Genomic DNA, 23,393 nt, shown 5'->3' on the forward strand with positions numbered 1-23,393 from the left:
TTCAGTTTGTTCTGTTGTAAATAATTTGTAAGCGCTGTGCCATTACATGCATATCCCAGTGCTGTATTACATGCTGTTGTGCACGCCTGCCAAATAATGCCCTTAATTCTGGTTGCAAAATTAGTTGTTCTGCCTTGTTAACTAATGCCTTCCTGTCGGTTTGCGGTACAATAAAACCTGATTTACCATTTTCCAATACCTCGGTTGCTCCTTCTACTTCAAACGTTACAACCGGCACCTGCAGTAAAGAAGCTTCTACAATCACCCTGGGTAATCCTTCCCTTAACGATGTAAAAATAAAAATATCGCTTACAGACAAATATTTGGGGATATCTTTTCGATAGCCCAAAAACAAGATATTCTCTTTTTTAATACTTTTTTCTTCTGCAAGCACTTTACATTCAGCCAGCAATTCCCCTTCTCCAATCAATAAAAACTTTAGGTTAGTATATTTTTTTTGTAATTCTGCGAAGGCTTCAATAGCATAACGCTGCGCTTTTGAATAAGAAAATCTGCCGACTGTTATAAATACAATATCATCCTCTGCTATCCCCAACGATTTTCTAAACAAAATTTTATCGCTTGTTGTTTGAACGGCCTGCTGCATATAACTGTCAATATCAATTCCGCTTCTTACTATTTCAAAAGGTATTTTTTCACCGATATTTTCTTTCCTGTATTCGTCTACGGTATCTTTTCCTACCGCCACTACCAGGTCGGCGCAATAAATAGTCAACTTTTCAAGCAGGATATAAAAGTTTCTTTTTAACCTGCTCATCGGATCATTGAAGGTAACCCCATGCAATCCATAAATTACGTAAGGGCAACGAGCCAGCCATGCAGCCAGTTTTGTAATGAAGCTGGCTTTTGTTTCGTGCGTATGTACAATGTCATATTTTTCTTTGCGGATAAGCCGGTAGTAAAACCACAACGCCTGCAAATCTTTTAACGGGTGAATGGTGTTAACCAGGTAAGGGCAAACAATCATTTTTATTTTAGGGTGCTTGCAAAACAAATCATCCTTACACTCCACACCACAGCTTAAATGAAATTCAAATTCCTTTGAAAGATTGGCAATGGTGTAATAGATATTTTTTTCAACGCCGCCACCCAATACCAACCGCGTAGTTGTGTGCAGAATCTTTTTCTTTTTTATGCCGGCTGGTTTCATTTGCTGAGGTAAACTTTTTTATACCAAATTTCCATACTTAATAAAGTCCACAAAATTTTTGCTCTTTTTTCTGCGGATATTTTGATGGTATTATTTAACAGCCCGGTTAAAAATGCATGCTGTAAAAACTGGTTACTGATCGCATCCGGGGCGCCAACATAGTCAAACACTACATCCCTCAACTCTTTTTCAACCCACTTTTTCAATGGTATTTCAAATCCTCTTTTGGGCTGGTTAATTAATTCACCGGGTAAATATTTTTTTGCCAGTTGTCTTAATAAATATTTGGTAGTACTTCCATTAATTTTAAAGCTGTCATCCATACCGGGCGCATATTCCAGCAAATCTTTACAAAGAAAAGGACTGCGCCCTTCCAGTGAGTGAGCCATGTTGGCGATATCCATCTTCACCAGTAAATCTGTGAACAGGGTTGTATTAAAATCCATGTTCATAATCTTTCTTAATCCACTGATGGGCGCATTAGCCACCGCGGTAAAATCGGCACGCATTGATTCAAGGTAATTCATTCCATTGGCAGTGATGTTTGTCTCATAATCTTCCATAATATCCACCCCTGCAGATAAATAAATTTCCAGGCTATTTTTGGATGCCAGCGAAAGCAACCTGTAAATATAATTGTATTTGGATTTTTTGTTATGGCCCGGGGGAAGCAAATTCTTTGCCAGTGAAGCTGTATTTTTTACCGCTCCATGGCTTTTAAAAAAATCATATTTGGCAAAAGGAACATAGCGCCTGTATCCGCCAAACAATTCATCGGCTCCATCGCCATTTAAAATAACGGTGAGGTGTTTTTTTGCTGCAGCACTTACATAATAACTAGGTATAGCAGAGCTGTCAAAAAATGGCTCGCCATAATTACTGCATATTTTTTCGAGATCATTCTTCAAATGATCAAAGGAAATCTTTATTTCCGTGTGGTTGGTATGGCATTTCTCTGCCACCAGTTTTGCAAGGGGTGCTTCATCATACTCTCCGTCAAACGAAACTGTAAATGTTTTTATCCTGTTATTATATTTACTGGCAATGGCGGTAGTTAAACCACTGTCAATACCGCCGCTTAAAAAACTACCCACTTCCAAATCAGATGACTCAACCCTTCTTTTTACCGCCGCATTCAAATATTCATCTACCTTCTCAACGCTTTGTTCAAAATTATCTGTATGAGTTTGCAGGTAAAAATCATTGATGCTCCACCAGCAGGTATCAGTTATGTCAAGCGTAGTACAATCTATTAATAAAAAATGGCCCGCCTTTAATTCGCTTACATTTTTATAGGGTGTGCAACTTCCGTAGAAGGAGCCTAACCGCAGGTAATGGTAAAAATGCTGGTCATTCATTTGCAGTGGCAGCAAGCCTTTCAGGCAATTCAGTTCACTGGCAAAAACAAATTTTTCTTTATCCCGATAATAATACAAAGGCTTTTTGCCGGCACGGTCGCGTGCGATAAACAATTTTTTTTCCTGCCTGTCGTATAAGGCAAATGCGAACATCCCTTCCAGGTAATGCAAAAAGTTAACGCCAAATTGCTGGTATAAAAGTAACAGGGTTTCTGTATCGGAAGAAGTAGTGCCGTGCAAATTAAGCAGGCTTCTTATTTCTTTGTGGTTGTAAATTTCACCGTTAAAAATAATGGTGTAACGATCCTGTAAATGCATTGGTTGCTTACCTCCGCCAATATCAACAATGGATAAACGGAGATGATATAAGTCTACATTATCAACCATATAACCGGCCTGCTCATCAGGACCGCGGTGTAACATTTGTTCATCTATTTGCTTGTATAATAATTTAAAATTTACTGCGCCTGCAATACCACACATATAACACTATCTTTAGTATCAACAAAATAACTCTATATTATTGAATAGCAGATGATAATTTGGGATAAATTTGTCTGCACACTGCATTTACTCTTACGTATAAAAAGTTTTCTTATTAAAAAGGATGGGTTTTACTGACTTCATATTATTTCCATTTTATGTCCTCATTTTTCATTTAATTTTTTCGGCCAGGCGAAAACGTATGACTGATCCGTTTTTAAAAAAATACCAGCGGCAGGGCTTTTGGATACGCGTGTTTAGTGCTGTTGCATTTACCGTTTTCTTTGTTTATCTCACACCCGGTGACAGTACTTCGTTATACTACCCCGAAGGGTATCATATGTACAGCCTGATACTAAATAATCCTGTTAAATATATTCACCTGCTTTTTACTGCCGGAGCAAATTATGACGAGAATCTTTTAATGGTGCCGGATAATATTAATTCGTTTAAAATAGAAAGTAATTTTCTCATAGCAAGGCTGGTAGCCTTTTTTTGCTTTTTTACATTCGGAAAATACCTGCTGATAAACCTTTGTTTTTCGATGATTGCTTACAGCGGCGTATGGCGTTTGTACAAATTTTTTTATGAGCATTACCCGCATTTACATAAGGGCTTAGCCATCACCATTATTTATTTACCCTCACTGGTATTTTGGTGCTCGGGTGTGCTGAAAGATCCGGTTTGTATATGCATGCTGGGCTGGTTAACTTATTCTCTGTATTGTATTTTTGAAAAGCGCCGGGTGTCTTTTAAAAATATATTCATAGCAGTTATTGCCGCTTATACATTGTACATTGTTAAGGTTTACATCATTATTTGCTATCTGCCTTTTTTTATTTTATATCTGGTTTTAGTGAACCTGAAACTACTGAAAAATACAATATTGAAATGGTCTATTGGTGTACTGATTTTATCTGCTGTTGTTGTTGGCATTTTTGTTTTAGCCGACACGTTAAAAGATCAGCTTGGCTTTTTTGCATTGGATAAAATAGTTGAATCGGTTAAAACGCAGCAAACCAATTTTATCAATATGGCAGAAGGTGCTGAGTCATCTTTTTCTCTGGGCGTGGAATACGATGGATCGCCAGGCAGTTTATTGAAAATGACACCAGCAGCAATTGTGGCCACTTTTTTTCGCCCTTTTCTTTGGGAGTCAAAAAAAATTTCTACGCTGATGTCATCGGCAGAAAGTCTTGCTCTGATTTTACTGACTATATACGTACTTATAAAAGCGGGACCTTACCGGTTTATAAAGACGTTGTTTACTGATCCAATGATCTCTTTCTGCTTTTTTTACTCTGTAGTATTTGCCATTTTTGTTGGTGCCACAACACTCAACTTCGGCACGCTGGTACGTTATAAAATTCCTTGTTTACCGTTTTATATCATTGCACTCCTGTTAATACTGGACGCCTTACCCAGCAAGAAAAAGGAAATTAAAAATAGCCTGGAAATGTGAGGATCTTCAGGCATTTAAAGCATTTCCTCTTCTGAACACCAATTGCGCCATGGACCGAAGATTGAGCAATTTTCGTAATGGAAGTTTAAAAGAACGGTTAAGTGTAAGTATAGCGGGTTCAATAGTAGTGAACAGGTTTAAAAAATTTGCTTCATTCGACTGCAGGCTGTACTGTGCAATCATTTTTTGACGGCCGGCAATACCCATTCTTTTTCTTAAGGAAGCATCCAGCAACAGCTTTTCAATATTATTATACCATTCATCATCGGAGTCAGCAAAGTAACCATTTACTCCTGCTTCTATAATTTTTTTATTTACACCAACGGATGATGATACAGAGGGTATACCCAACGACAAATATTGAATTAATTTAAATCCGCATTTCCCTTCACTCCATTCATCTGCTGTAAGTGGCATTAACCCAATTTGACATGCGGCTAGTTCAGACACTTCATTTTCTTCACTCCATTCAACATAGGCTACATTTTTTAAATTGAGCGATGGTTGTTGGTTACAGATAATTTTTACGTTAAAATCGTATTTATCCTGCAGTCGCCTCAACGCATTTTCTACAATGGCTAAATATTTTAAGGTAGAAAAACTTCCTGTCCAGGAAATGGTAATTTTTTCAACGTCATGATTGGCCAGTACATTGTACCGGTTGACGGTATCAACACAGGTTGGATTATATACAACATTGCTATTGTATTGACGGGCATGATTGCATAAATATTGGTTACCGGCGCTAACGCAGTAAGCCATTTTGCAAATGGCGTTAACCTTTTGTGCGTTTTTAAAATGTGCTGCCAGGCGATTTTGCTTAGATACCGATGGCAACCAGATAGCATCATCAAAATCATAAATCAGTTTCTTTTGAAATAACCTGGCTACAAGCCACTCAAAAACCGGGGGGCCAACAGGCGCAAATTCACGTTGTACCAACACGAAGTCGTATTTGTCTATTTTAAATAACAATAGCAGTCTTTTGAAAAAACCTTTACATAATGCAAGAGATTTTTTAAAGAGAAACCCGTACTGATGAATGATCTTAAAATCTGCGGGATCTAAAAAGGATTTAGTAGTTACTTCGTATCCATTTTTTACGAGGGTGTCTTTGTATAATTCAAACCGGAAGCGTTGGCACGGCGAAACATTTTCAGGGTACTGAACAATCATTAAAATTTGTTGAATTCCCTTTTTCATTGCAGTGTGGGTAAGCCGGCATTAAAAATTTAGAATATGTAATCAGCCATCTTCATTTGTTTTTCAAACAAGTGCGGTTAAGGCTAAACTCTAAACGTTTTTTATACCGTTTTATTATTCCGAAATAAGCTCAAAAAACCGGCAGGACTGGCGTGATATATTACAATTTATTTAAGCAGAAAGTGCGGGATGGAGATTGTATTTGGCAGCAGCAAGTTTGGTCAGGAGAATATGATGTCATATACTTTTTTATACCTCTCCACCGCAGTGTTAAGCGAATAAAAATTGGCGCAACTGTTGCGGATATTTTTTTTATCAAATGGATTACCCTCAGCAATTTTTTGAACTACCGCGTTAAATGACTCATCTGAAAAATCAGGCAGCAGGTAGCCACTGTTATAACTTTCAACAATTTCGTCCAGGTCGCCTATGCCGCTATTGGTTATTATTGGGATACCCATTGCCATTATTTCGCCGTGCTTGGTTGGCGAAGAAGCTTGTTTTGAATAACATGGCTTTATAAAGAAAACAGCATAAGTACTAAAGGATAATAGCACGGGCACTTCATGCCGCTTACCATGCTGAACAATTACCTGTCCTTCTGCGAGACCATATTTGGCGCCAGCAGCAGCGACAGTTTGCTGACTGTCGGGTGAAATAAAAAGAAATTTTGCCTTGGGTATTTTAACTGCTACTGCTTTGCAAAAGTGCATCATTTCATCCGTTAAATACCAGCCACCAAGTGAGCCAAGATAAGTAATTATAAAATCGTCGTTGCTGATATTCAGGGCGGATGAAAATGCCGCTTTCAGCAATGGATCAACTTTCTCAGGATTAAACAATTCCATATCAACACTGCAGGGAATTACTTCTACCGGTACTGGCTGGTGGGGCAAATCGGTGCGGCTGTGAATTATTTCCCGCGCTTTATTTGTTACACAAACAGAATAGTCAGCTTTAACAAGACAAGCTTTTTCATGCGCTTTAAAAAACTTGTAAATCTTTTTTAACAGCGGATTTTTTAAATTCCATATACCGCCTTCTACTCTTTCATCTGCCCAAAATCCACGTATATCATTTAAAAATTTTATCCCAAATTTATTTTTCAAATATATGCCAACCAATGATGGTAAGCCGGGCCGTGTATGTACCATATCAAAATGGTGAATGGCATGCAGTTGACCGGCCTTTTTTTTCAATACATAAAAATCATATAGGGAAGAAAATACAGGAGGTTTTTTATGATATGGTACTGACACCCATTGGATAGCAAAGGGCGTCAGCATATTTTCTACATAACCCCGGTTGGCAGCAAATCTTTCGGGTTTATCACAACTTAAAATGACAAAGCTATACCCAAATTTTGTAAGGTTCGACAGATAAGGAATCACCTGGCTTTGTCCCAGAGGATCTGTCATACCATCGTAAGATATAAAGAGGATTTTTTTATCAGGCATTTTGATTGTTGTTTTCGTCAAGCCACCAATGCAAAACTATGATAAGCCAAAGTCTGTTGTATAAATAACCCGTGCCACTTAAATATTTCTCCCGGAGACGATTTACAACATGATAATTCACAATATTGTATTTACCAATCACTGCTTCAGATGTGTATTTGTCCAGTAAAAATTTCAAGTCCGTTTTTAACCACCTCGCAAGTGGAATACTAAATCCCCATTTCGGCCGGTTAAACAATTCTTTGGGAACGTAATCGAAGAGTACTTCTTTTAAAAGATACTTCATTGTGCCATTGTTATTCTTCAATTTTTCATCCAGTTCCAACGCAAATTCTACCAGCCGGTAATCCAGCAATGGCACTCTTGCCTCAAGCGAATATTGCATACTTGCCCTGTCTACTTTAGTCAGTAAATCATCTTTTAAATAATGATTTAAATCCCAGTATGATTGCCTCTCTGCTTCACTTAAATGATCTGCTTCGGGCGGCAATGAATTGATTTCATCAAAATTAAAATTAGTGCCTACAAGTAAGGCAGTCAATTCCTGCTCCCTGAAAAAATACTGCTCCTGCGAAAAAATGTGTGTGATAATATGTTGCTTATCGCCATAGCCAAACATATTTCCAATGCGCTGGTATTTACTGTTCAGCAAACGGGAGGCATTAAACAACGGTCCCTTTAGCAATTGCCATTGCGGTTCAGCCAATCGCTTCGCCCATTGGTACATGCCATATCCATGAAACAACTCATCACCACCATCCCCGGTAAGCGCAACGGTAACGTGTTGCCGCGCCAACCGGCTTACCATCATGGTTGGAAAAGCGGAGCTGTCTGCAAAAGGCTCATCATATGCCGGTATCAATTTATCAACCAGTTCAATTACTTCTTTTTCTTTTACTTTAAATTCATGATGATCTGTGTTTAAATGTGCTGCCACCTGTGCGGCATATTTTGACTCGTTGAATTGGCCTTCATCAATGGCAATACTGAATGTTTTAATTTTATCAGCACCTGAAATTTTAGCTGCAATAGCTGTAACCAAACTGCTATCAACACCGCCACTTAAAAATGTGCCGATTGGTACATCGCTTATCAATTGCTTTTGTACTGCATCTGTCAATAAATTATTAAGTTGAATTTTTGCCGCAGGCTCATTACTAATCTTATGATTGGCGAGCAGCGATTCGGGTTTCCAAAATTTCACTACTTCAAAAGACAGACTATTTTGCGGCGTGTCTTTCATGCAAATTTGTGTGTAATGTGCCGAAGGAAACTTAGTGGTATTATTGTAAATAGTAAGTGGTTGCGGAATAAAACCGAGGTGTAAAAAGTAAGGCACTGCAGCTTTATTGACAGATAATTTTTTACCCAACAGAGACTTAATTGCTTTTAGTTCAGACGCAAAAACGATGGTTGTTGCATCCTGGTAAATAAACAACGGCTTAATGCCGATGTGATCCCTGCAAATGGTGATTACTTTTTCCTGTGTGTCATAAATTATAAATGCAAACATACCGTTCATCATGGCAAAAATGGAAGGGCCATACTGAACAAATAACTCAAGTAATACTTCAGTGTCAGATGTTGTTTTTAGTGAAAGGCCCTTATCAGCCAGGCGATTTTTTAATTCTCCAAAATTGTATATCTCGCCGTTAAACACAATGCAATACCGGCCATTTGCAGAAAACATGGGTTGATTGGCTCCAGATGATAAATCTAAAATTGACAACCGCCTGTGACCTAAACCAATTTTTCCATCAGGTGAAAAATACATTCCTTCTGCGTCAGGACCGCGGTGCTCTATAGCAGACAAGGCTTTACCGAGTTGTTCTTTCGAAAAAGAATTGTCCATTGAAATATAACCTGCAATACCGCACATATTTTCTTTTTTAGAAGAAGATTTTTAAATTTCTTAAGGCCTGTAATTTATTTATCGTGCAAGCTGCTTTTAAATACGCTCATAATGTATTTTTTGGTACTGATAAGTGTAATAAGTAAAACAAAAAAGTAACTCACCATTACCGCAACAGCAGCACCGTAAGCCGACCATCTTTTTATAAAAAAATAATTGGCTGTGATGGCAACTGCCATCGATAAAAACGAATGAACAATGATTTTCTTCTTCTCTTTGTAGTAAAGAAAAAAGGAATATAATATTGAAGCAAGTGTCCAGAAAAAATAACCCGCCGCAATAAAATAAATATAGTGCAAAGCTTCGTGGTATTTAATGTTTATAAACAAGTGATAAAATAAGGCTGTAAAAAACAGGAATAAAACAAAACTGCCAAACATTGCGCCAATATAATACAATAACAATTTTTTTATTTCATGATACTGCACTTTGTCAGCTGATAACAAGGCGAATATTTTAGGAGAAAAGTACTGTATCAGGGCCGCCGAAAAAATTACAATCACCGAAGCAAATGTGCACGCTATGGTATATACACCCAGCAAAGCGTGATCGGTAGCCAGAAAAAATTTATCCGATGAACTCAGGATAAACATATTGGCTTGCATAACAATAATAGGAAATGCGTAGAGGAGCTCGGCCCGGACATATTTCATTTTTATCTTCCCAAACAGGTAACCGTTTTTAATAAAATAGTATAGCGAATAGGTTGAAACCAATAGAAGTGCAGCCATCATTCCGGTAATGCGTCCTAACCATCCATACTGGTAGGCTACTATCAGTACCAGGGCAATACCCAGTTCCGTCGCGGTTTTGGTTATGCCGATGCCCAGGTAACGAAATGGCTGGTCATTATTCCGTATCAGCCCCGTTGTTTGTTCGGAACAAAAATTTAAGAATGTAACAGCCGGAACTATCCACATGAAAATAACAGGCAGCCCATATTTTGCATGCAGGTAATCTTTCAGCAAAAAAATGATTGCTACTGACAAAAGCGTTGTTGCAATTGTTAAGGCAAAGCCTGTAGTAAAAAAATCTTTGAAATCGGTTTTGCCCAGTTTAAAAAAATCGGTGCTGGCAGATTGAGTAAGGCCGAGAGAAATAAAAGGCATTAAAAAGAGTACCGAACTGCTAAACAAACTTAATACGCCGTTATCGGCAGGGGTTAAAAAGCGGGGATTGGTAAAAACGGGAATTAGCAAAAATGAAATACCCTTTGTGAAGAAGTTCGTAAATGTGTACACTCCGGCAGACCTCAATCCTGGTTTACGTTTCAGTTCATTAAAGTATCCTGATACAGCCATTTATTATTGTGTCAACATTTCAACTAAAAATACAATTCTGTTATTTAAATGTGCGTTGTAAGATAAACGCATATTAACCGATGATATTTTGCTTGTTGAAAGGATTGTAGGGTTATGCTAGATACGAAGTAATTGTTGACTGTTGAAGCATATGGTGATTGGAAGTGCAAAATGACCTGAAGAAAAATTTTGTTAAACTGAGGAAGATAAAAATATAAACCCGCAAACAATGTTGCGGGTTCAAAAATATTTGTATCTGCCTTGAAATTCAGTGAAATGCGCTTAAGAAATTACCCGCTTTAAGTATTCGCCATAACCGCTTTTACTCAATGTTGACGCCAGTTTTAATAATTGCTCTTTGTCAATAAACCCCATGCGGAAAGCGATTTCTTCAGGGCAACCGATTTTTAATCCCTGTCTTTTTTCTATTACCCTTACATATTCACTTGCATCATTCAGCGATTCAAAAGTACCGGTGTCTAACCACGCAAAACCCCTGTCCAGCACACCCACTTTTAGTTTTTTGTTGGCCAGGTAAATTCTGTTTACATCTGTAATTTCATATTCGCCCCTTGGGCTTGGCGGAATATTTTTTGCAATATTCACCACTTCATTATCATAAAAATATAAACCCGGAACGGCAAAATTACTTTTGGGCTGCGTTGGTTTTTCTTCAATACTGATGGCATTTAAATCTGCATCAAACTCAACCACGCCATAACGTTCCGGATCACTTACAGGATAGGCAAATATAACAGCGCCGTCAGGATTGGCAGAGTTCTGAAGTAATTTGCTGAACCCACTTCCGTAAAAAATATTATCTCCTAAAACAAGTGCTACGCTATCAGCTCCAATAAATTTTTCACCAATTACAAAAGCCTGTGCAAGTCCGTTTGGTATTTCCTGCTTTGCATATTCAATTTTGCAACCCCACTGTGAGCCATCACCGAGCAACCGTATAAACTGGGCCTGGTCATCTGGTGTAGTTATGATCAAAATCTCCCTTATTCCTGCCAGCATTAAAGTGCTCAGCGGATAATAGATCATCGGTTTATCGTAAATAGGCATTAATTGTTTACTGATGCCCATTGTTATTGGATACAACCTTGTACCGCTGCCACCTGCCAAAATAATTCCTTTCATATTTCCTGGATTCTTAAATGAAATTGCTTTTTATCGTTTATCGTATTGTTGCTCGTAATAGTTCTGATAATTGCCACTCGTAACGTGGTTAAGCCATTCGGTATTGTTCAGGTACCAATCTATAGTTTTTGAAATACCTTCTTCAAATTGCAGCGATGGCATCCACCCCAATTCATTTTTAAGCTTGGTTGCATCAATCGCATATCGCAAATCGTGTCCGGCCCTGTCCTTTACGTAAGTAATCAGCTTTTCAGAAGTGCCTGTTTCACGTCCCAGTTTCAAATCCATTTGTTTGCACAGTTCTTTTACCAAATCAATATTGGTCCATTCGTTGTGCCCGCCAATATTGTAGGTTTCACCAATTTTGCCGGTGTGGAAAATAACATCGATGGCCCTTACATGGTCTTCTACGTAAAGCCAGTCCCTGATATTTTCCCCTTTCCCATAAATTGGCAAAGGCTTATTGTTAATGATATTGTGTATGCAAAGAGGTATTAATTTTTCAGGAAAATGAAAAGGCCCGTAGTTGTTGCTGCAGTTGGAAATTTTTACCGGCATGTGGTAGGTGTGATAAAAAGCCCTTACCAAATGATCAGACGCTGCTTTGGAAGCGGAATAGGGGCTGCGGGGATCGTACGCCGTTTCTTCAGTAAAAAACCCTTCTTTTCCAAGCGAGCCATATACCTCGTCAGTAGAAATATGATAGAAAATCTTATTATCAAAATTATCTTTCCAAAACTCTTTGGCAGTTTGCAAAAGGCAGCCGGTCCCTACCACGTTGGTGGTGACAAAAGCCAGCGGGTCAGTAATAGACCTGTCAACATGGCTTTCAGCCGCACAATGAAGTACCGCAGTAAATTGGTGTTTTTCAAATAAGGAACGCAAAAATGGGAGGTCGGTAATATCGCCTTTTACAAATTCATAATTGGCGTTATGCTCAATATCTTTTAAATTTTCAAGATTCCCGGCATAGGTAAGCTTATCAATATTTACAATTTTGTACTGTGGGTATTTTGTAACAAATAATCTTGTTAAATGAGAACCAATAAACCCGGCGCCACCGGTAATTAATACTGTATGCATAGGTTGTTTTTATTAAAAGTGTGTAAAAATAGAAATAAATTCTTAAGTACGTGCTTTTGGTAATATTGCGAAATGATTAAGGCAGTCAGCAAATGTCAATATCTTTACGCTTGTAATTATTAAAACGGTAATGTAATAGACGTATGCAAGATCAAATGACGGGTTCAGCTCATCTCCTATCATATTATGACTTATTGCTTACCCCCATCTATTTTGTCCTCATTTTATTTTGGATTATTTATTGGAAAAAAAAACGTTACCAAAATTCTCCCTTAAAAAAATACATTATCCCGGCGTTTATACTTAAGTCAATTTGTTGTGTTCTGTTGGCATGCCTGTATAACTTTTATTATGGTTATAGCGATTCTCAATTTTATTTTAATGGTGCAATTGAAATCTGGAATGCGACAAAAGCAAATCCAGTATACGGACTAGAACTGGTTTTTAAGCCGTTGGAAAAATGCTCGCAGGCTGCACAACAATTTGCATCTCATATGTCAAATGAGGATTATGTGTCGTCAATGATGAACATGTTTAAGTTTTCCGGTTTTGTCGGAATGTTTTGCTTTGGCACTTATTTGCCGGTTGCACTATTTTTTACGCTGCTGAGTTTTATCGGAAGCTGGAAAATTTTCCTTGTTTTTGCTGAGGAATTTCCTGCGCATTATAACAAAATTGCTCTAAGCTGCCTTTTTGCACCTTCTTTTATTTTTTGGAGCACAAACGTTTTAAAAGATCCGCTGTGTATTTTTGGACTTGGTCTCTGTGTGAGTGCGTTGTATAATTTTATGAAGGGTAGGTTTACTTTTTTTTTAGTGCTTGAAATGGTTACGGGCGCAATTATGATGCTCCTTTTTAAAAACTATATTTTTTATATTTTTTGTGTGGCAGCTGTTTTCAGTGTCTATATAAATCTTATTACCTCATCTGTCAGCAGGTTTAAAATTTTCTTTAAACTAGGGTCACTTTTTCTATTATTTTTTGCTGTAGCTTTCCTTTTTTGGCAAAAAAATTACATCATAGAAACTCTCTCGGGTGGATTTATGAATGAAGTTCTGTTTATACAAAACAGTCAAAAAAATCAGGGAGGCTCAGTATATGTGCTATCCAATGTAGATGACTTTAGTTTTTGGGGCATTTTGAAAACCTATTTTAGTTCACTTACTGTTGCCTTATTCAGGCCCTATATTTGGGAAATACCGAACCTGATAGCAACGGCCAATGCTCTTGAATCTCTTTTAGTTTTCATATTCACTTTTTATCTTTTAATTAAATTAAAATTTACAGGATTTTTTAGTGCTGCATTTAAAAACCGCATTTTAACCTTCTCTTTAATATTTACTCTTTTGCTGGCTCCTTTAGCGGGCCTTGTTTCATTCAATTTTGGAACTTTAGTCAGGTATAAAGCTCCTGTAGTGCCGTTTTATTACACCTATTTAATTTTGTTATACTATACTGTGCTGCCTCACAAGAAGGTGAAAGAAAAAGAGCAATACTAAATACTGTTTTATGATTCTTTTCAAAAAATTGGCTATAAATTTTATAAACAATGAAAGTATTACAGGTTTTATATTCCGGGTTAGGCGGACATGGAAATGTTTTCTTTTCCTTTATTGCTGCAGATGAAGATAAGGAAAATGAATACGAAGCCATATTTGCCGGGGTAGAAGATATAAGAGAAGAGTATATTAAAAAAAGTGATGAATTTGATATTGAGTGGAACTTTATAAAGAAACGAAAGCGGTTGGATATTGACTTCAATAAAAAATTTATTGCAACCATAAAAAACAGTCAATGCTCCATTATTCTTCTCAACGGAAGCAGGTTTATTATTTTGGCAAAAATTGCGGCCTTCATTAGTAAAAACAAGAAAAAGATAATGGTTACCGAAACCCAGGCCAATCAACTTAAAACAAAGGCCGAATGGTTGTGGTTTATTTTAGCCATGGTGTTTGCTGATAGTATCGTTTTTTTAACTGATAGCTTTAGAGATGAGATAAAGAAAAAATTAAGCCTTTTTTACAACGCCGGAAAAATTGCGGTTATCAATAATGGGCTTGATTTGGCAATTTTCAAGCCCGCTGTTAAACTGCCTGATAAAACAATTGTGCTTGGTATGCAAAGCCGCATAGTACCGATAAAAGATCATGCCACTTTATTAAGAGCTTTTGCATTATTGCAGCAAAAATATCCTGAACTTGTTATGCAACTAAAAATTGCAGGAGATGGAGAGGCACTAGCCGAAATGAAGCAACTCGCTGCGGATTTAAAAATAGATAATGCTGTAACATTTACCGGCATGCTGAATGAAGTGGAATTAGTAGCTTTTTTACAATCTCTCGATATCTATATACATGCTTCGCTGGGAGAAACGATGAGTACAGCGATTATGCAGGCTATGGCCTGCAAATTACCAATTATAGCATCGGATGTTGCAGGCATTAATAACATGATAAAAAATAATGACACTGGTATTTTAGTGCCTGTTAAGAATGAAGCAGCTCTTGCAGAAGCAATTTCTGTAATCATCCATAACTCAACAAAAGCTGAAACATTGAAACAATCAGCCTACAACTTTGCTGTTTTGAATTACAGCAATAAAACTATGTTTGTAAAATATCAGGCTGTTTTTGAATCACTATCAATTAAATAAGATAAAGAGTAAGGGTGAATAAGCAATGACAAAAATGAAAATTTTATTTTATCTGAGAGTGGTAGTAATGGGGGGAGCAGAAAGGTACCTGTTAACGCTATTACCAGAACTAAAAAAACAAAATATTGAGGTGGGTTTTTTTTGCACCCTTCAAGATAACAACCAGGAAATTATAAACCGCTTTGCCGAATATTACAAACAATATGATATACCTGTTTATATATGCAAAGCATCTTCACCTGTAAGTTTAAAAGCAGCCAGTTCCCTTGCCAAAGTAATAAAAAAGGGAAATTACTCAATCCTAAGTGCACACTTAATACACGCTGAAATAATTAGTTCCCTTTCCAAAATATTCTTCCACACACACTGCAAACTGGTTGTTACAAAACACGGTTATCTTCAAAAATTTATGGACGTACATGGCTTGGATTACACAAAGGTTAACAGGCTAAGCGTTAGTTATCAGGTAGAAAAGTTTTTACAATATTTTGTTGCTGACAATTTTTCGGTTTCGGTTGGCCTGGCAAATTTTTATATAAAATCCGGAATTTGCCAATCCTCAAAAATGAGTGTAATACATCATGGTCTAGAACCTGACTTTTCGATACGTTCGGACTTAAAACTAAGATATTCCGATAATCAGCTGTTAATTATCGGACGGTTGCGGCGCCTGAAAGGACACCACCTGCTGATTAAAGCGGTTAAATTGCTAAACACAGAAATTCCTGATATAAAATTAATTATATTAGGACAAGGAGAAGAAATGCCCGTTCTTGTCAAAATGGTAAATGAGTCCAATTTAAATTCCACTGTGATATTTGCAGGATATACAGATAATGTAAGTGATTATATTAAATGCTCTGATATCGTTGTAGCTCCGTCAACTGCTGAGGCTTTTGGATTGATGGTCCTGGAAGCTTACAGCTGTGCTAAGCCTGTCGTGGCTTTTAACGTAACTGCCTTTGATGAAAATATAATTGATAATGAAACTGGATGCCTTGTCGTTCCATATAGTATTGAAGAAATGGCAGCGAAAATTAAGTACCTGTTGCAAAATAAAAATATTGCGACCCAATTCGGATTAAATGGCGCCAGGCTGTTGAAAAATAAATTTTCTTTATCAGAAGCCATTGCAAAAACAATTGCTTTTTTTGAGAAACAATGCGTTGACTGATTATTCTATATTTTTAATTATAATAAATAAAGGTTTATTTTTTAACCATATAATCCGGATAGTTTTAGATTGGAAAGCGTTGCACTACTACTTTCGTCCGCCAAAACAAGTAACTTGCGACCTGAAAATTTTACATTATTGCCCATTATGAGTAAAAATAAGATAGAAATAATTGTTACAGGAGGGGCCGGTTTCATAGGAAGTCATTTAATAGAAAAACTGTTGGCTTCCAATTACTCAGTAACGGTGATCGACAATCTGGATCCGTTCTACTCTCCTGATGTAAAACTTAAAAATATTGCAGCTGTAATAAATCACCCTTATCTGAGATTTATTGAAACAGACATATTGAATACAGAAGAGCTTTATAAAAAATTAACGGGAGAATATGAGGTAATTGTTCACCTGGCTGCAAAAGCCGGCGTACGTCCATCTTTGGAGAACCCCATTATTTATCAGGATGTGAATGTAAAGGGTACTCAAAATATGCTTGAATTTGCAAGGCACAAGAATATTAAACAGTTTGTTTTTGCCTCTTCAAGCAGTGTTTACGGTATTAATAAAAATTTCCCCTGGAAAGAATCTGATTTTGTTCTTAACCCGATCAGCCCCTATGCCAGCACTAAAATTTCCGGCGAATTGCTGGGTTCTGTCTACAGTCATTTATTTGGTATCCGTTTTATAGCACTTCGCTTTTTTACGGTTTTCGGACCAAGGCAGCGCCCCGATCTGGCAATTCATCTGTTTAGTAAGAAATTGCTTAACGGAGAGCCTATTAACTTTTTTGGCAATGGAAGTACCAGGCGGGATTACACCTATGTTGATGACACAGTACAGGGAATTTTTAATGCTATACAATACACCTGGTCAAATTATGAGGTATTTAATTTGGGAAATCATCAAACCGTATCTTTGTCTGAAATGATTGCTGCTTTAGAAGAGGTATTTGATAAAAAAGCGATTTTAAACCATTTGCCCGAACAAATGGGAGATGTACCCATTACATTTGCGGATATTTCAAAAGCAGAACAGTTATTAAACTATATACCCAAGACTAACTTTAAAAAAGGTATAATAAATTTTAAAAATTGGCTTCAGACACAATAAAGAACGTTGCGATTGTATCAAATACCTCCTGGTACATATATAATTTTAGAAAAGGCCTTTTGCAAAAGTTAATCAGTGCAGGTTATAATGTTTTTGCTATTGCTCCAAAAGACAAATTTGTCAAAGAGATTGAGACCTTGGGTTGTGTTTTTATCGAATTAAAACATATTCATAATAAAGGCAAAAATCCATTTCATGACATATCGCTTACCCTTGAACTACGCAAAATTTTTAAAGCAAACCACCTTGATTTTTGTTTTTTCTTCACTCCCAAAATAAATATTTTCGGCTCTCTCGCCGCCAAATTTACCGGAATAAAAACAGTAGCTACTATCAATGGTCTTGGTTTTGTTTTTAGTGAGGGTCAGCCCGGATGGCTTAAGTTTACGGTTGAAAAATTATATACAATTGCCTTTAAAAATTTAAAAGCAATTATTTTTCAAAATAATGATGACAAAAATTATTTCCTGCAGAATAAAATTATAGATCACCGGCAGGAGATTATTGTAGTAAAGGGATCAGGCGCAAATCTTATTGAATTTAACCAAAAAACATTTTTTAATACCGGAAATCGATTGGTTTTTTTATTATCGGCCAGGCTTATAAAAGAAAAGGGTTTATCGGAATATTTTGAAGCGGCAAAAAATCTTAAGCAGAAATATCCTGACATCACCTGTGCCTTACTGGGTCTGGAGGCAGATAATCCTTCATCGATACCGTTACAGATTGTGGAGAAGATGCACGAGCAAAAAATTATTGACTACCGGGGTGGAACGGATGACATGAGCAGTGTTTTAAATACGATAGATGTAATGGTGCTTCCTTCCTATTACAGGGAGGGCATTCCGAAAATTTTAATAGAGGCTTTAGCCAAGGGATTACCCGTAATTACAACTAATAATATTGGTTGTAAAGAAACGGTTGACAATGGTGAAAATGGCTTTTTAATTGAAATAAAAAACGCCAGCGCTTTAGAGGCAGCAATGGAAAAAATGATTTTGATGACGGCAGAAGATTTGGCCAGAATGGGTAAGCTAAGCAGGGCAAAGGCAGAATTGGAATTTGACGAAGCATATAATCATAAAGCATATATTTCAATCCTCAATTCATAATACCGTATTATATTTAAGCGGTCACATCCATTCATTCCACCACAACAAAAACATTAATATCAACCATATTTGCTGATCGTCATTAATTTTTCCTGAATAATAGTCTTCCTTAAGCTGAAGTACATAATTTTTATCCAGCACATTTTGTTTTGAGAGGTTTTCTTCAATAATCGTTTGCATTACCAGGGCCTTTAAACTTCCTTTTAACCAGCTTCTCAATGGAATTCCAAATCCCATTTTGGGCCTTTTCATCAATTCGCCCGGCAAATATTGATGCGTTAATTCTGTGAGCAAATACTTTTTGTGGCCGTTGTTATACTTCATGTCCACTGGCAATTGCGCTGCCCACTCTACCAGCCGGTGGTCCAGAAAAGGTTCACGAGCCTCCAGTCCTGTACTCATTGCGGCCCTGTCTACCTTTGCCAATATATCATCCGGCAGGTAGCTTGTAAAATCTGCTGCCAAAAGGCTATTGATAAATCCTGATTTTTCTCTGGTATGTTTTTTTTCTGAAATAACATCGTAAGCAAAATCAGGTTGTAGCAGATTTTGCAAATCTGTTTCTAAAAAAACAGCATTCAATAGGTCACCTGAAATCGTTGAATCGCATTCGGATAAAAGCAAAGCAATCTTTTTATATTTTGTATTGATGGCTGGTACAGATCCGATCATTTTTGCAATAGTGCGTCTGATAGAAACCGGTACAATTTTTTGCACCTTGTTTATGGTTGATAGCTGGGTGTAACGGTTATAGCCGGCAAATAGTTCATCTGCACCATCCGCAGAAAGTGCGACAGTTACCTGTTGCTTTGCGAAACGGCTTAACAATACGGTGGGTATTGCAGAACTGTCTCCGAAAGGTTCATCATAATAAAACGGGAGAGCCGGTATTACTTCTGAAGCTGATGCTGCTGTACAAAAATGCTCATTGTGATCGGTTCCTAAATATTGAGCTATTTTTTTTGCATGATTTGCTTCATTAAATTGTTTTTCATTAAACCCGATTGTAAAGGTTTTTATTTTGTTGGCGCTGTTATTCTGCAGTATGGCAGCCAGTAAAGAGCTATCGTAACCTCCGCTTAAAAATATCCCCACCGGCACATCGCTTATCATCCGGTATTGAAATGCGGAAACGCAAAGTGTTTCCAGTTCCTGCAGGGCCTGCTTCTTATCAATAGAAAAAGCTGGCTTGTTATAATAGTCCAGCACATTCCAATACTGTTTTAATTGCAGTGATTTACTGGCTAAATCGATTGTTGCAAAATATCCTGGCTGAAGTTTTCGTGCATTTTTAAAAATACTATTGGGTGCTTTTATATAGCCATACTTAAAATAAAGAGATGCCGACACTGCGTCAATTTCTTTTTTAAAACAGGGGAAGGGATGAAATGCTTTTAATTCAGAGGCAAACAAAAAATATCCATCTGCAAAATAATAGTAAAGTGGCTTAACACCAGGCCTGTCTCTTATTAAAAAAACCTTTTGAATACTGGCGTCATAAATTACAATTGAAAACATGCCAATAAAATGACTGATACATTCCATACCAAAATGCTGATAGGCTTGTAAAATTACTTCTGTATCGGAACCGGATAAAAAATGGTATCCTTTCGCCTGTAATTCATCCCGTATCTCTTTAAAGTTGTACACTTCCCCATTCAAAAGTATGGTAACAGATCCATCTGCGCTTTGCATTGGCTGATGAGCCATAGGAGAAAGATCCAATATAGCTAACCTGCGATGGCTCAGTCCAACAAATGCCTCTGTAGTTTCAAGGAATGTATCGCCGCAATCATCCGGCCCCCTGTGTTGAAGCGTATTAACGGAAAGCAGCAGCTGCTGCCGGGTCAGCTTTTTATTAAAGTCTACAAATCCGCTTATTCCACACATACTTATTTTACTTTTTTACCTGGTATCTTAGCATTTTTGCATTTGCTTTTAAAAAGTCCAATGTGAAACATCACTCTTTAACGGAATATTTTAAAATTTATCCGGCGTAAATACAAGCCAACGAAAGTATATTAAAAATTCTAAAATGAAAGTTTGCCTCCACATTAATAAAGTGCTCCTGAGTTTGATAAATATGCAGCATTAAACTATAACAACTGCATGGACATTATTGTGAAAATTGCACTTGCCATTGCAGAATAAACGTTTCGTGCATTTTAGGCAACTTTTACGTCATTTGTTTTATAAAAGCACGCTTACTTTCTATATCTTATTTTTGCAGCTAATTTCTTTGATAAAGAGCTAAATAAAATAGCCATTGACTCAAAGGTTATTATCAACAATATAATTTCAAACGATAACTCTAACCGGGTTAAGTATTTAAATCATTTATTAAATAGCTGTGCTTAAAAAAATACTGCTTACAACTTCGTTAAAAACTAATATTGTTGCTAACTTTTCCGGCAATGGGTTTATGGCCGTCATTAACCTGCTTTTTATTCCGGTTTATTTAAAATACATCGGCAGCGAGGGATATGGTCTGATTGGCGTTTTTGCGAGCATCCAGTCAATACTATACATTTTAGACAGCGGTTTAAGTACAACACTCAACAAAGAATTAGCTGGCTTGTCATCAGGTGTGAGCAATAAGCAGAAGATTGTAAATCTTGTAAAAACACTTGAAACCGTATACTGGCCCGTCGCAATATTGGTAGGTATTATTGCTTTGGCAGCCTCCTGGGTTTTAGCAACAAGTTGGGTACAGGCCAAGGGATTAACAGCTGGCACTGTTTTTCATGCGTTTGCAATTTTAAGCATTACACTTATTTTTCAGTTCCCTGTTGGTTTTTATGCCGGGGGGTTACTTGGTTTACAGCGGCATTTGTTATATAATGTTTTACGGGTTTTTTTTGCAATACTTAAAAATGCAGGCGCTGTATTGCTCTTGATTTTTTACTCTAAATCAGTTATTATTTTTTTTTACTGGAATTTACTCATCACTATTTTTGTTGTTTTAATTTATCGATTTGCCTTGCGCAAACTAATTAACGCAGGCAAATTAACTGCAAAATTTGACGGATATGAATTAAAAAGAGTAGCCAGATTTTCAGGAGGTATGGCTGCCATTTCGCTTTCTGCTATTTTAATGCTGCAGGCTGATAAGGTAGTTTTAAGTAAGACTATACCACTGGCCGATTTTGGTTATTATACAATTGCACTTACAATGGGTATGGCTGTTTTACAGATTGTTAATCCCATAGCCCAGTCTTTTTTTCCTAAGTTTTCCTACCTGTCTTCATTAAACATGCATCTGCAGCTGAAAGAGACTTATCACAAATGCTGTCAGATTGTTAGCATAATAATTTTCCCCGCATCATTAATTATTATTGTCTATACGAAAGAAGTTTTAATGCTGTGGACCAACAATGTTGCTACCGTTGAAAACACCTGGTATATCGCCCGCCTGTTTGCCATAGGTACCTGCATGAACGCCATGGTAAGTATTCTATTTTCGTTCACTTTCGCATTGAACTGGACAAAGTTTGCTTTCTATATGAGTATTTTTTCGTCCGTAATTGTAGCGCCTGCTATTGCTTTGATAACATGGATTTATGGCGCTTCGGGTGCGGCAGGCTGCTGGATTTGTTTAAATGCTTTATACATTATTTTCATCCCCTATATTGTTCATAACAAATTTTTAAAAGAGGATCTTTTAGCATGGTATTGGAAAGACACTTTTAAGCCGCTGATAAGTTGCGTACTGTTCATTTTACTCATTCGCCTGGCTATTTCAACAAATAAATTTACTCCACTTGAAATGTTAGCTTTTTTCACTTTGCTTGGCACAGCAGCCATCGCAATTACTATCTATTTTTCCGATAGAATAAAAAATGATATCGTACAGCTAACTGTCAAAAAAATCAAGCGAATATAGGTATGTTTGTTAGTAACTTATTTGAGAAGCAAAAAATTGAATCGCTTATTTGTTATTAGGTCATAATTAAAAATTAAGTGTATAAATGATAAAGGCATTTGCAAAAAAAATTGTACCCAGCTATTCCTATTTATATTTTGTAGTTGTGAATTTGAAAACAGCGTGGGACAACATTTCTAAACTTGGGCTGTTTAGACAAGACTTCAATAAATTTAAATTAACAAGGGGAAACGGAAAAGAACGCTTTGTTACGGAATGGAAAGAACGTGTTCCTTATTTAAGTGATAATACAGCTGAAACTCCGGTTGACTATCACTATATATATCATCCGGCATGGGCAGCGAGAATTGTTGCAAAAATAAATCCTGTCTTTCATGTTGATATCTCAAGTAAGCTGGATTTTAGTACCATCGTCTCTGCGTTTATACCGGTAAAATTTTATGATTACAGACCTGCTAACCTTTCGTTAAAAAACCTGGATTCGGCCAAAGGCGATTTAATGTCTCTTCCATTTGAAGATAACTCATTATTTTCAGTCAGTTGTATGCATACCGTTGAGCACATAGGTCTTGGCAGATATGGTGACCTGATTGACTACGACGGTGATTTAAAAGCTATTAAAGAACTGATCCGTGTAACTCAAAGTGGCGGAAATATTATTTTCGTAACGCCCGTAGGGCAACCCAAAATAATATTTAATGCACACCGCATTTATAGTTACCAACAAATTCTGGAATATTTTTCTGCTTGTAATTTGGAAGAGTTTAGCCTTATTACTGATAACGGTGAATTCATTACTGATGCAAACCCGGAAATGGTTGCCACACAACAATATGGTTGCGGTTGTTTTTGGTTAAAAAAAAAATAATTTCTGTTTCCAATTTATAATCG

Annotated in this window: 17 protein-coding genes; 8 read left to right on the forward strand and 9 right to left on the reverse strand. The window is 36.9% G+C overall.

Features of this window, described 5'->3' with window-relative positions; all coding sequences use genetic code 11:
* Position 1 precedes the first annotated feature (1 nt).
* Together JWR61_RS26275 and asnB (JWR61_RS26280) are read right to left on the reverse strand one after the other, a co-directional pair.
* A complete protein-coding gene (locus JWR61_RS26275) occupies positions 2–1,171 on the reverse strand; it encodes a glycosyltransferase family 4 protein (protein ID WP_301930617.1) in 1,170 nt (389 codons plus the stop codon).
* A complete protein-coding gene (gene asnB, locus JWR61_RS26280; RefSeq protein ID WP_301930618.1) occupies positions 1,168–3,012 on the reverse strand; it encodes an asparagine synthase (glutamine-hydrolyzing) in 1,845 nt (614 codons plus the stop codon). Before asnB (JWR61_RS26280) ends, JWR61_RS26275 begins: the two co-directional genes overlap by 4 nt.
* Before the next feature lie 202 nt (positions 3,013–3,214).
* On the opposite strand from asnB (JWR61_RS26280), the gene JWR61_RS26285 reads away from it, so the two are divergent.
* A complete protein-coding gene (locus tag JWR61_RS26285) occupies positions 3,215–4,474 on the forward strand; it encodes a hypothetical protein (protein WP_301930619.1) in 1,260 nt (419 codons plus the stop codon).
* Positions 4,475–4,480: 6 nt separating this feature from the next.
* On the opposite strand, the gene JWR61_RS26290 is transcribed toward JWR61_RS26285, so the two are convergent.
* From JWR61_RS26290 to rfbB, 6 genes are all read right to left on the reverse strand, one after another.
* Positions 4,481–5,677: a glycosyltransferase family 4 protein gene (locus JWR61_RS26290; RefSeq protein WP_301930620.1), complete on the reverse strand. Its 1,197-nt coding sequence runs from the start codon at positions 5,675–5,677 to the stop codon at positions 4,481–4,483.
* A 221-nt stretch (positions 5,678–5,898) separates the two neighbouring features.
* Positions 5,899–7,134, reverse strand: coding sequence for a glycosyltransferase (locus JWR61_RS26295; protein WP_301930621.1), 1,236 nt, complete (start codon positions 7,132–7,134; stop codon positions 5,899–5,901).
* Complete coding sequence (gene asnB, locus JWR61_RS26300; RefSeq protein WP_301930622.1) at positions 7,127–9,013, reverse strand: asparagine synthase (glutamine-hydrolyzing); 1,887 nt, start codon at positions 9,011–9,013, stop codon at positions 7,127–7,129. The genes JWR61_RS26295 and asnB (JWR61_RS26300) overlap by 8 nt, the downstream gene beginning before the upstream one ends.
* Before the next feature lie 47 nt (positions 9,014–9,060).
* On the reverse strand, positions 9,061–10,347 hold the full coding sequence (locus JWR61_RS26305) for a lipopolysaccharide biosynthesis protein (protein WP_301930623.1): 1,287 nt from the start codon (positions 10,345–10,347) through the stop codon (positions 9,061–9,063).
* A gap of 282 nt (positions 10,348–10,629) precedes the next feature.
* A complete protein-coding gene (rfbA, locus tag JWR61_RS26310) occupies positions 10,630–11,490 on the reverse strand; it encodes a glucose-1-phosphate thymidylyltransferase RfbA (RefSeq protein WP_301930624.1) in 861 nt (286 codons plus the stop codon).
* A 30-nt stretch (positions 11,491–11,520) separates the two neighbouring features.
* Positions 11,521–12,573 carry a dTDP-glucose 4,6-dehydratase gene (gene rfbB, locus JWR61_RS26315; protein ID WP_301930625.1) on the reverse strand — a complete coding sequence of 351 codons (1,053 nt, stop codon included), beginning with the start codon at positions 12,571–12,573 and terminating at the stop codon, positions 11,521–11,523.
* Between the two features lie 1,043 nt (positions 12,574–13,616).
* Between rfbB and JWR61_RS26320 the strand changes: the two genes are divergently transcribed.
* The 5 genes from JWR61_RS26320 to JWR61_RS26340 all read left to right on the forward strand — a co-directional run bounded on the left by JWR61_RS26320 (position 13,617) and on the right by JWR61_RS26340 (position 18,619).
* Positions 13,617–14,072 carry a hypothetical protein gene (locus JWR61_RS26320; RefSeq protein WP_301930626.1) on the forward strand — a complete coding sequence of 152 codons (456 nt, stop codon included), beginning with the start codon at positions 13,617–13,619 and terminating at the stop codon, positions 14,070–14,072.
* 50 nt (positions 14,073–14,122) lie between these two features.
* Entirely contained in the window at positions 14,123–15,226 is a 1,104-nt protein-coding gene (locus JWR61_RS26325; protein WP_301930627.1) for a glycosyltransferase, read from the forward strand.
* Positions 15,227–15,260: 34 nt separating this feature from the next.
* Positions 15,261–16,400: a glycosyltransferase family 4 protein gene (locus JWR61_RS26330; RefSeq protein ID WP_301930628.1), complete on the forward strand. Its 1,140-nt coding sequence runs from the start codon at positions 15,261–15,263 to the stop codon at positions 16,398–16,400.
* Between the two features lie 147 nt (positions 16,401–16,547).
* Positions 16,548–17,507 carry an NAD-dependent epimerase/dehydratase family protein gene (locus tag JWR61_RS26335; protein WP_301930629.1) on the forward strand — a complete coding sequence of 320 codons (960 nt, stop codon included), beginning with the start codon at positions 16,548–16,550 and terminating at the stop codon, positions 17,505–17,507.
* Positions 17,489–18,619, forward strand: a complete 1,131-nt coding sequence (locus JWR61_RS26340) for a glycosyltransferase family 4 protein (protein WP_301930630.1) — start codon at positions 17,489–17,491, stop codon at positions 18,617–18,619. Before JWR61_RS26335 ends, JWR61_RS26340 begins: the two co-directional genes overlap by 19 nt.
* A 21-nt stretch (positions 18,620–18,640) precedes the next feature.
* Here the strand turns inward: JWR61_RS26340 and asnB (JWR61_RS26345) are convergent, their stop codons facing one another.
* Positions 18,641–20,509: an asparagine synthase (glutamine-hydrolyzing) gene (asnB, locus tag JWR61_RS26345; RefSeq protein ID WP_301930631.1), complete on the reverse strand. Its 1,869-nt coding sequence runs from the start codon at positions 20,507–20,509 to the stop codon at positions 18,641–18,643.
* Between the two features lie 460 nt (positions 20,510–20,969).
* Here asnB (JWR61_RS26345) and JWR61_RS26350 point away from each other — a divergent pair, with 460 nt between their 5' ends.
* Together JWR61_RS26350 and JWR61_RS26355 are read left to right on the forward strand one after the other, a co-directional pair.
* Positions 20,970–22,502: a lipopolysaccharide biosynthesis protein gene (locus tag JWR61_RS26350; protein ID WP_301930632.1), complete on the forward strand. Its 1,533-nt coding sequence runs from the start codon at positions 20,970–20,972 to the stop codon at positions 22,500–22,502.
* Between the two features lie 85 nt (positions 22,503–22,587).
* A complete protein-coding gene (locus tag JWR61_RS26355) occupies positions 22,588–23,370 on the forward strand; it encodes a DUF268 domain-containing protein (RefSeq protein WP_301930633.1) in 783 nt (260 codons plus the stop codon).
* The last annotated feature ends 23 nt before the right edge of the window (positions 23,371–23,393 follow it).

Origin of the sequence: Ferruginibacter sp., from assembly GCF_028288465.1 — a bacterium.
In the GTDB taxonomy this organism is placed as follows: Bacteria; Bacteroidota; Bacteroidia; order Chitinophagales; family Chitinophagaceae; genus Ferruginibacter.

Excerpts from the sequence above, each read along its gene's own strand:
- JWR61_RS26275 (WP_301930617.1), bottom strand. The coding sequence starts at position 1,171 with ATGAAACCAGCCGGCATAAAAAAGAAAAAGATTCTGCACACAACTACG.
- asnB (WP_301930618.1), bottom strand. The coding sequence starts at position 3,012 with ATGTGTGGTATTGCAGGCGCAGTAAATTTTAAATTATTATACAAGCAA.
- JWR61_RS26285 (WP_301930619.1), top strand. The coding sequence starts at position 3,215 with ATGACTGATCCGTTTTTAAAAAAATACCAGCGGCAGGGCTTTTGGATA.
- JWR61_RS26290 (WP_301930620.1), bottom strand. The coding sequence starts at position 5,677 with ATGAAAAAGGGAATTCAACAAATTTTAATGATTGTTCAGTACCCTGAA.
- JWR61_RS26295 (WP_301930621.1), bottom strand. The coding sequence starts at position 7,134 with ATGCCTGATAAAAAAATCCTCTTTATATCTTACGATGGTATGACAGAT.
- asnB (WP_301930622.1), bottom strand. The coding sequence starts at position 9,013 with ATGTGCGGTATTGCAGGTTATATTTCAATGGACAATTCTTTTTCGAAA.
- JWR61_RS26305 (WP_301930623.1), bottom strand. The coding sequence starts at position 10,347 with ATGGCTGTATCAGGATACTTTAATGAACTGAAACGTAAACCAGGATTG.
- rfbA (WP_301930624.1), bottom strand. The coding sequence starts at position 11,490 with ATGAAAGGAATTATTTTGGCAGGTGGCAGCGGTACAAGGTTGTATCCA.
- rfbB (WP_301930625.1), bottom strand. The coding sequence starts at position 12,573 with ATGCATACAGTATTAATTACCGGTGGCGCCGGGTTTATTGGTTCTCAT.
- JWR61_RS26320 (WP_301930626.1), top strand. The coding sequence starts at position 13,617 with ATGAATGAAGTTCTGTTTATACAAAACAGTCAAAAAAATCAGGGAGGC.
- JWR61_RS26325 (WP_301930627.1), top strand. The coding sequence starts at position 14,123 with ATGAAAGTATTACAGGTTTTATATTCCGGGTTAGGCGGACATGGAAAT.
- JWR61_RS26330 (WP_301930628.1), top strand. The coding sequence starts at position 15,261 with ATGAAAATTTTATTTTATCTGAGAGTGGTAGTAATGGGGGGAGCAGAA.
- JWR61_RS26335 (WP_301930629.1), top strand. The coding sequence starts at position 16,548 with ATGAGTAAAAATAAGATAGAAATAATTGTTACAGGAGGGGCCGGTTTC.
- asnB (WP_301930631.1), bottom strand. The coding sequence starts at position 20,509 with ATGTGTGGAATAAGCGGATTTGTAGACTTTAATAAAAAGCTGACCCGG.
- JWR61_RS26355 (WP_301930633.1), top strand. The coding sequence starts at position 22,588 with ATGATAAAGGCATTTGCAAAAAAAATTGTACCCAGCTATTCCTATTTA.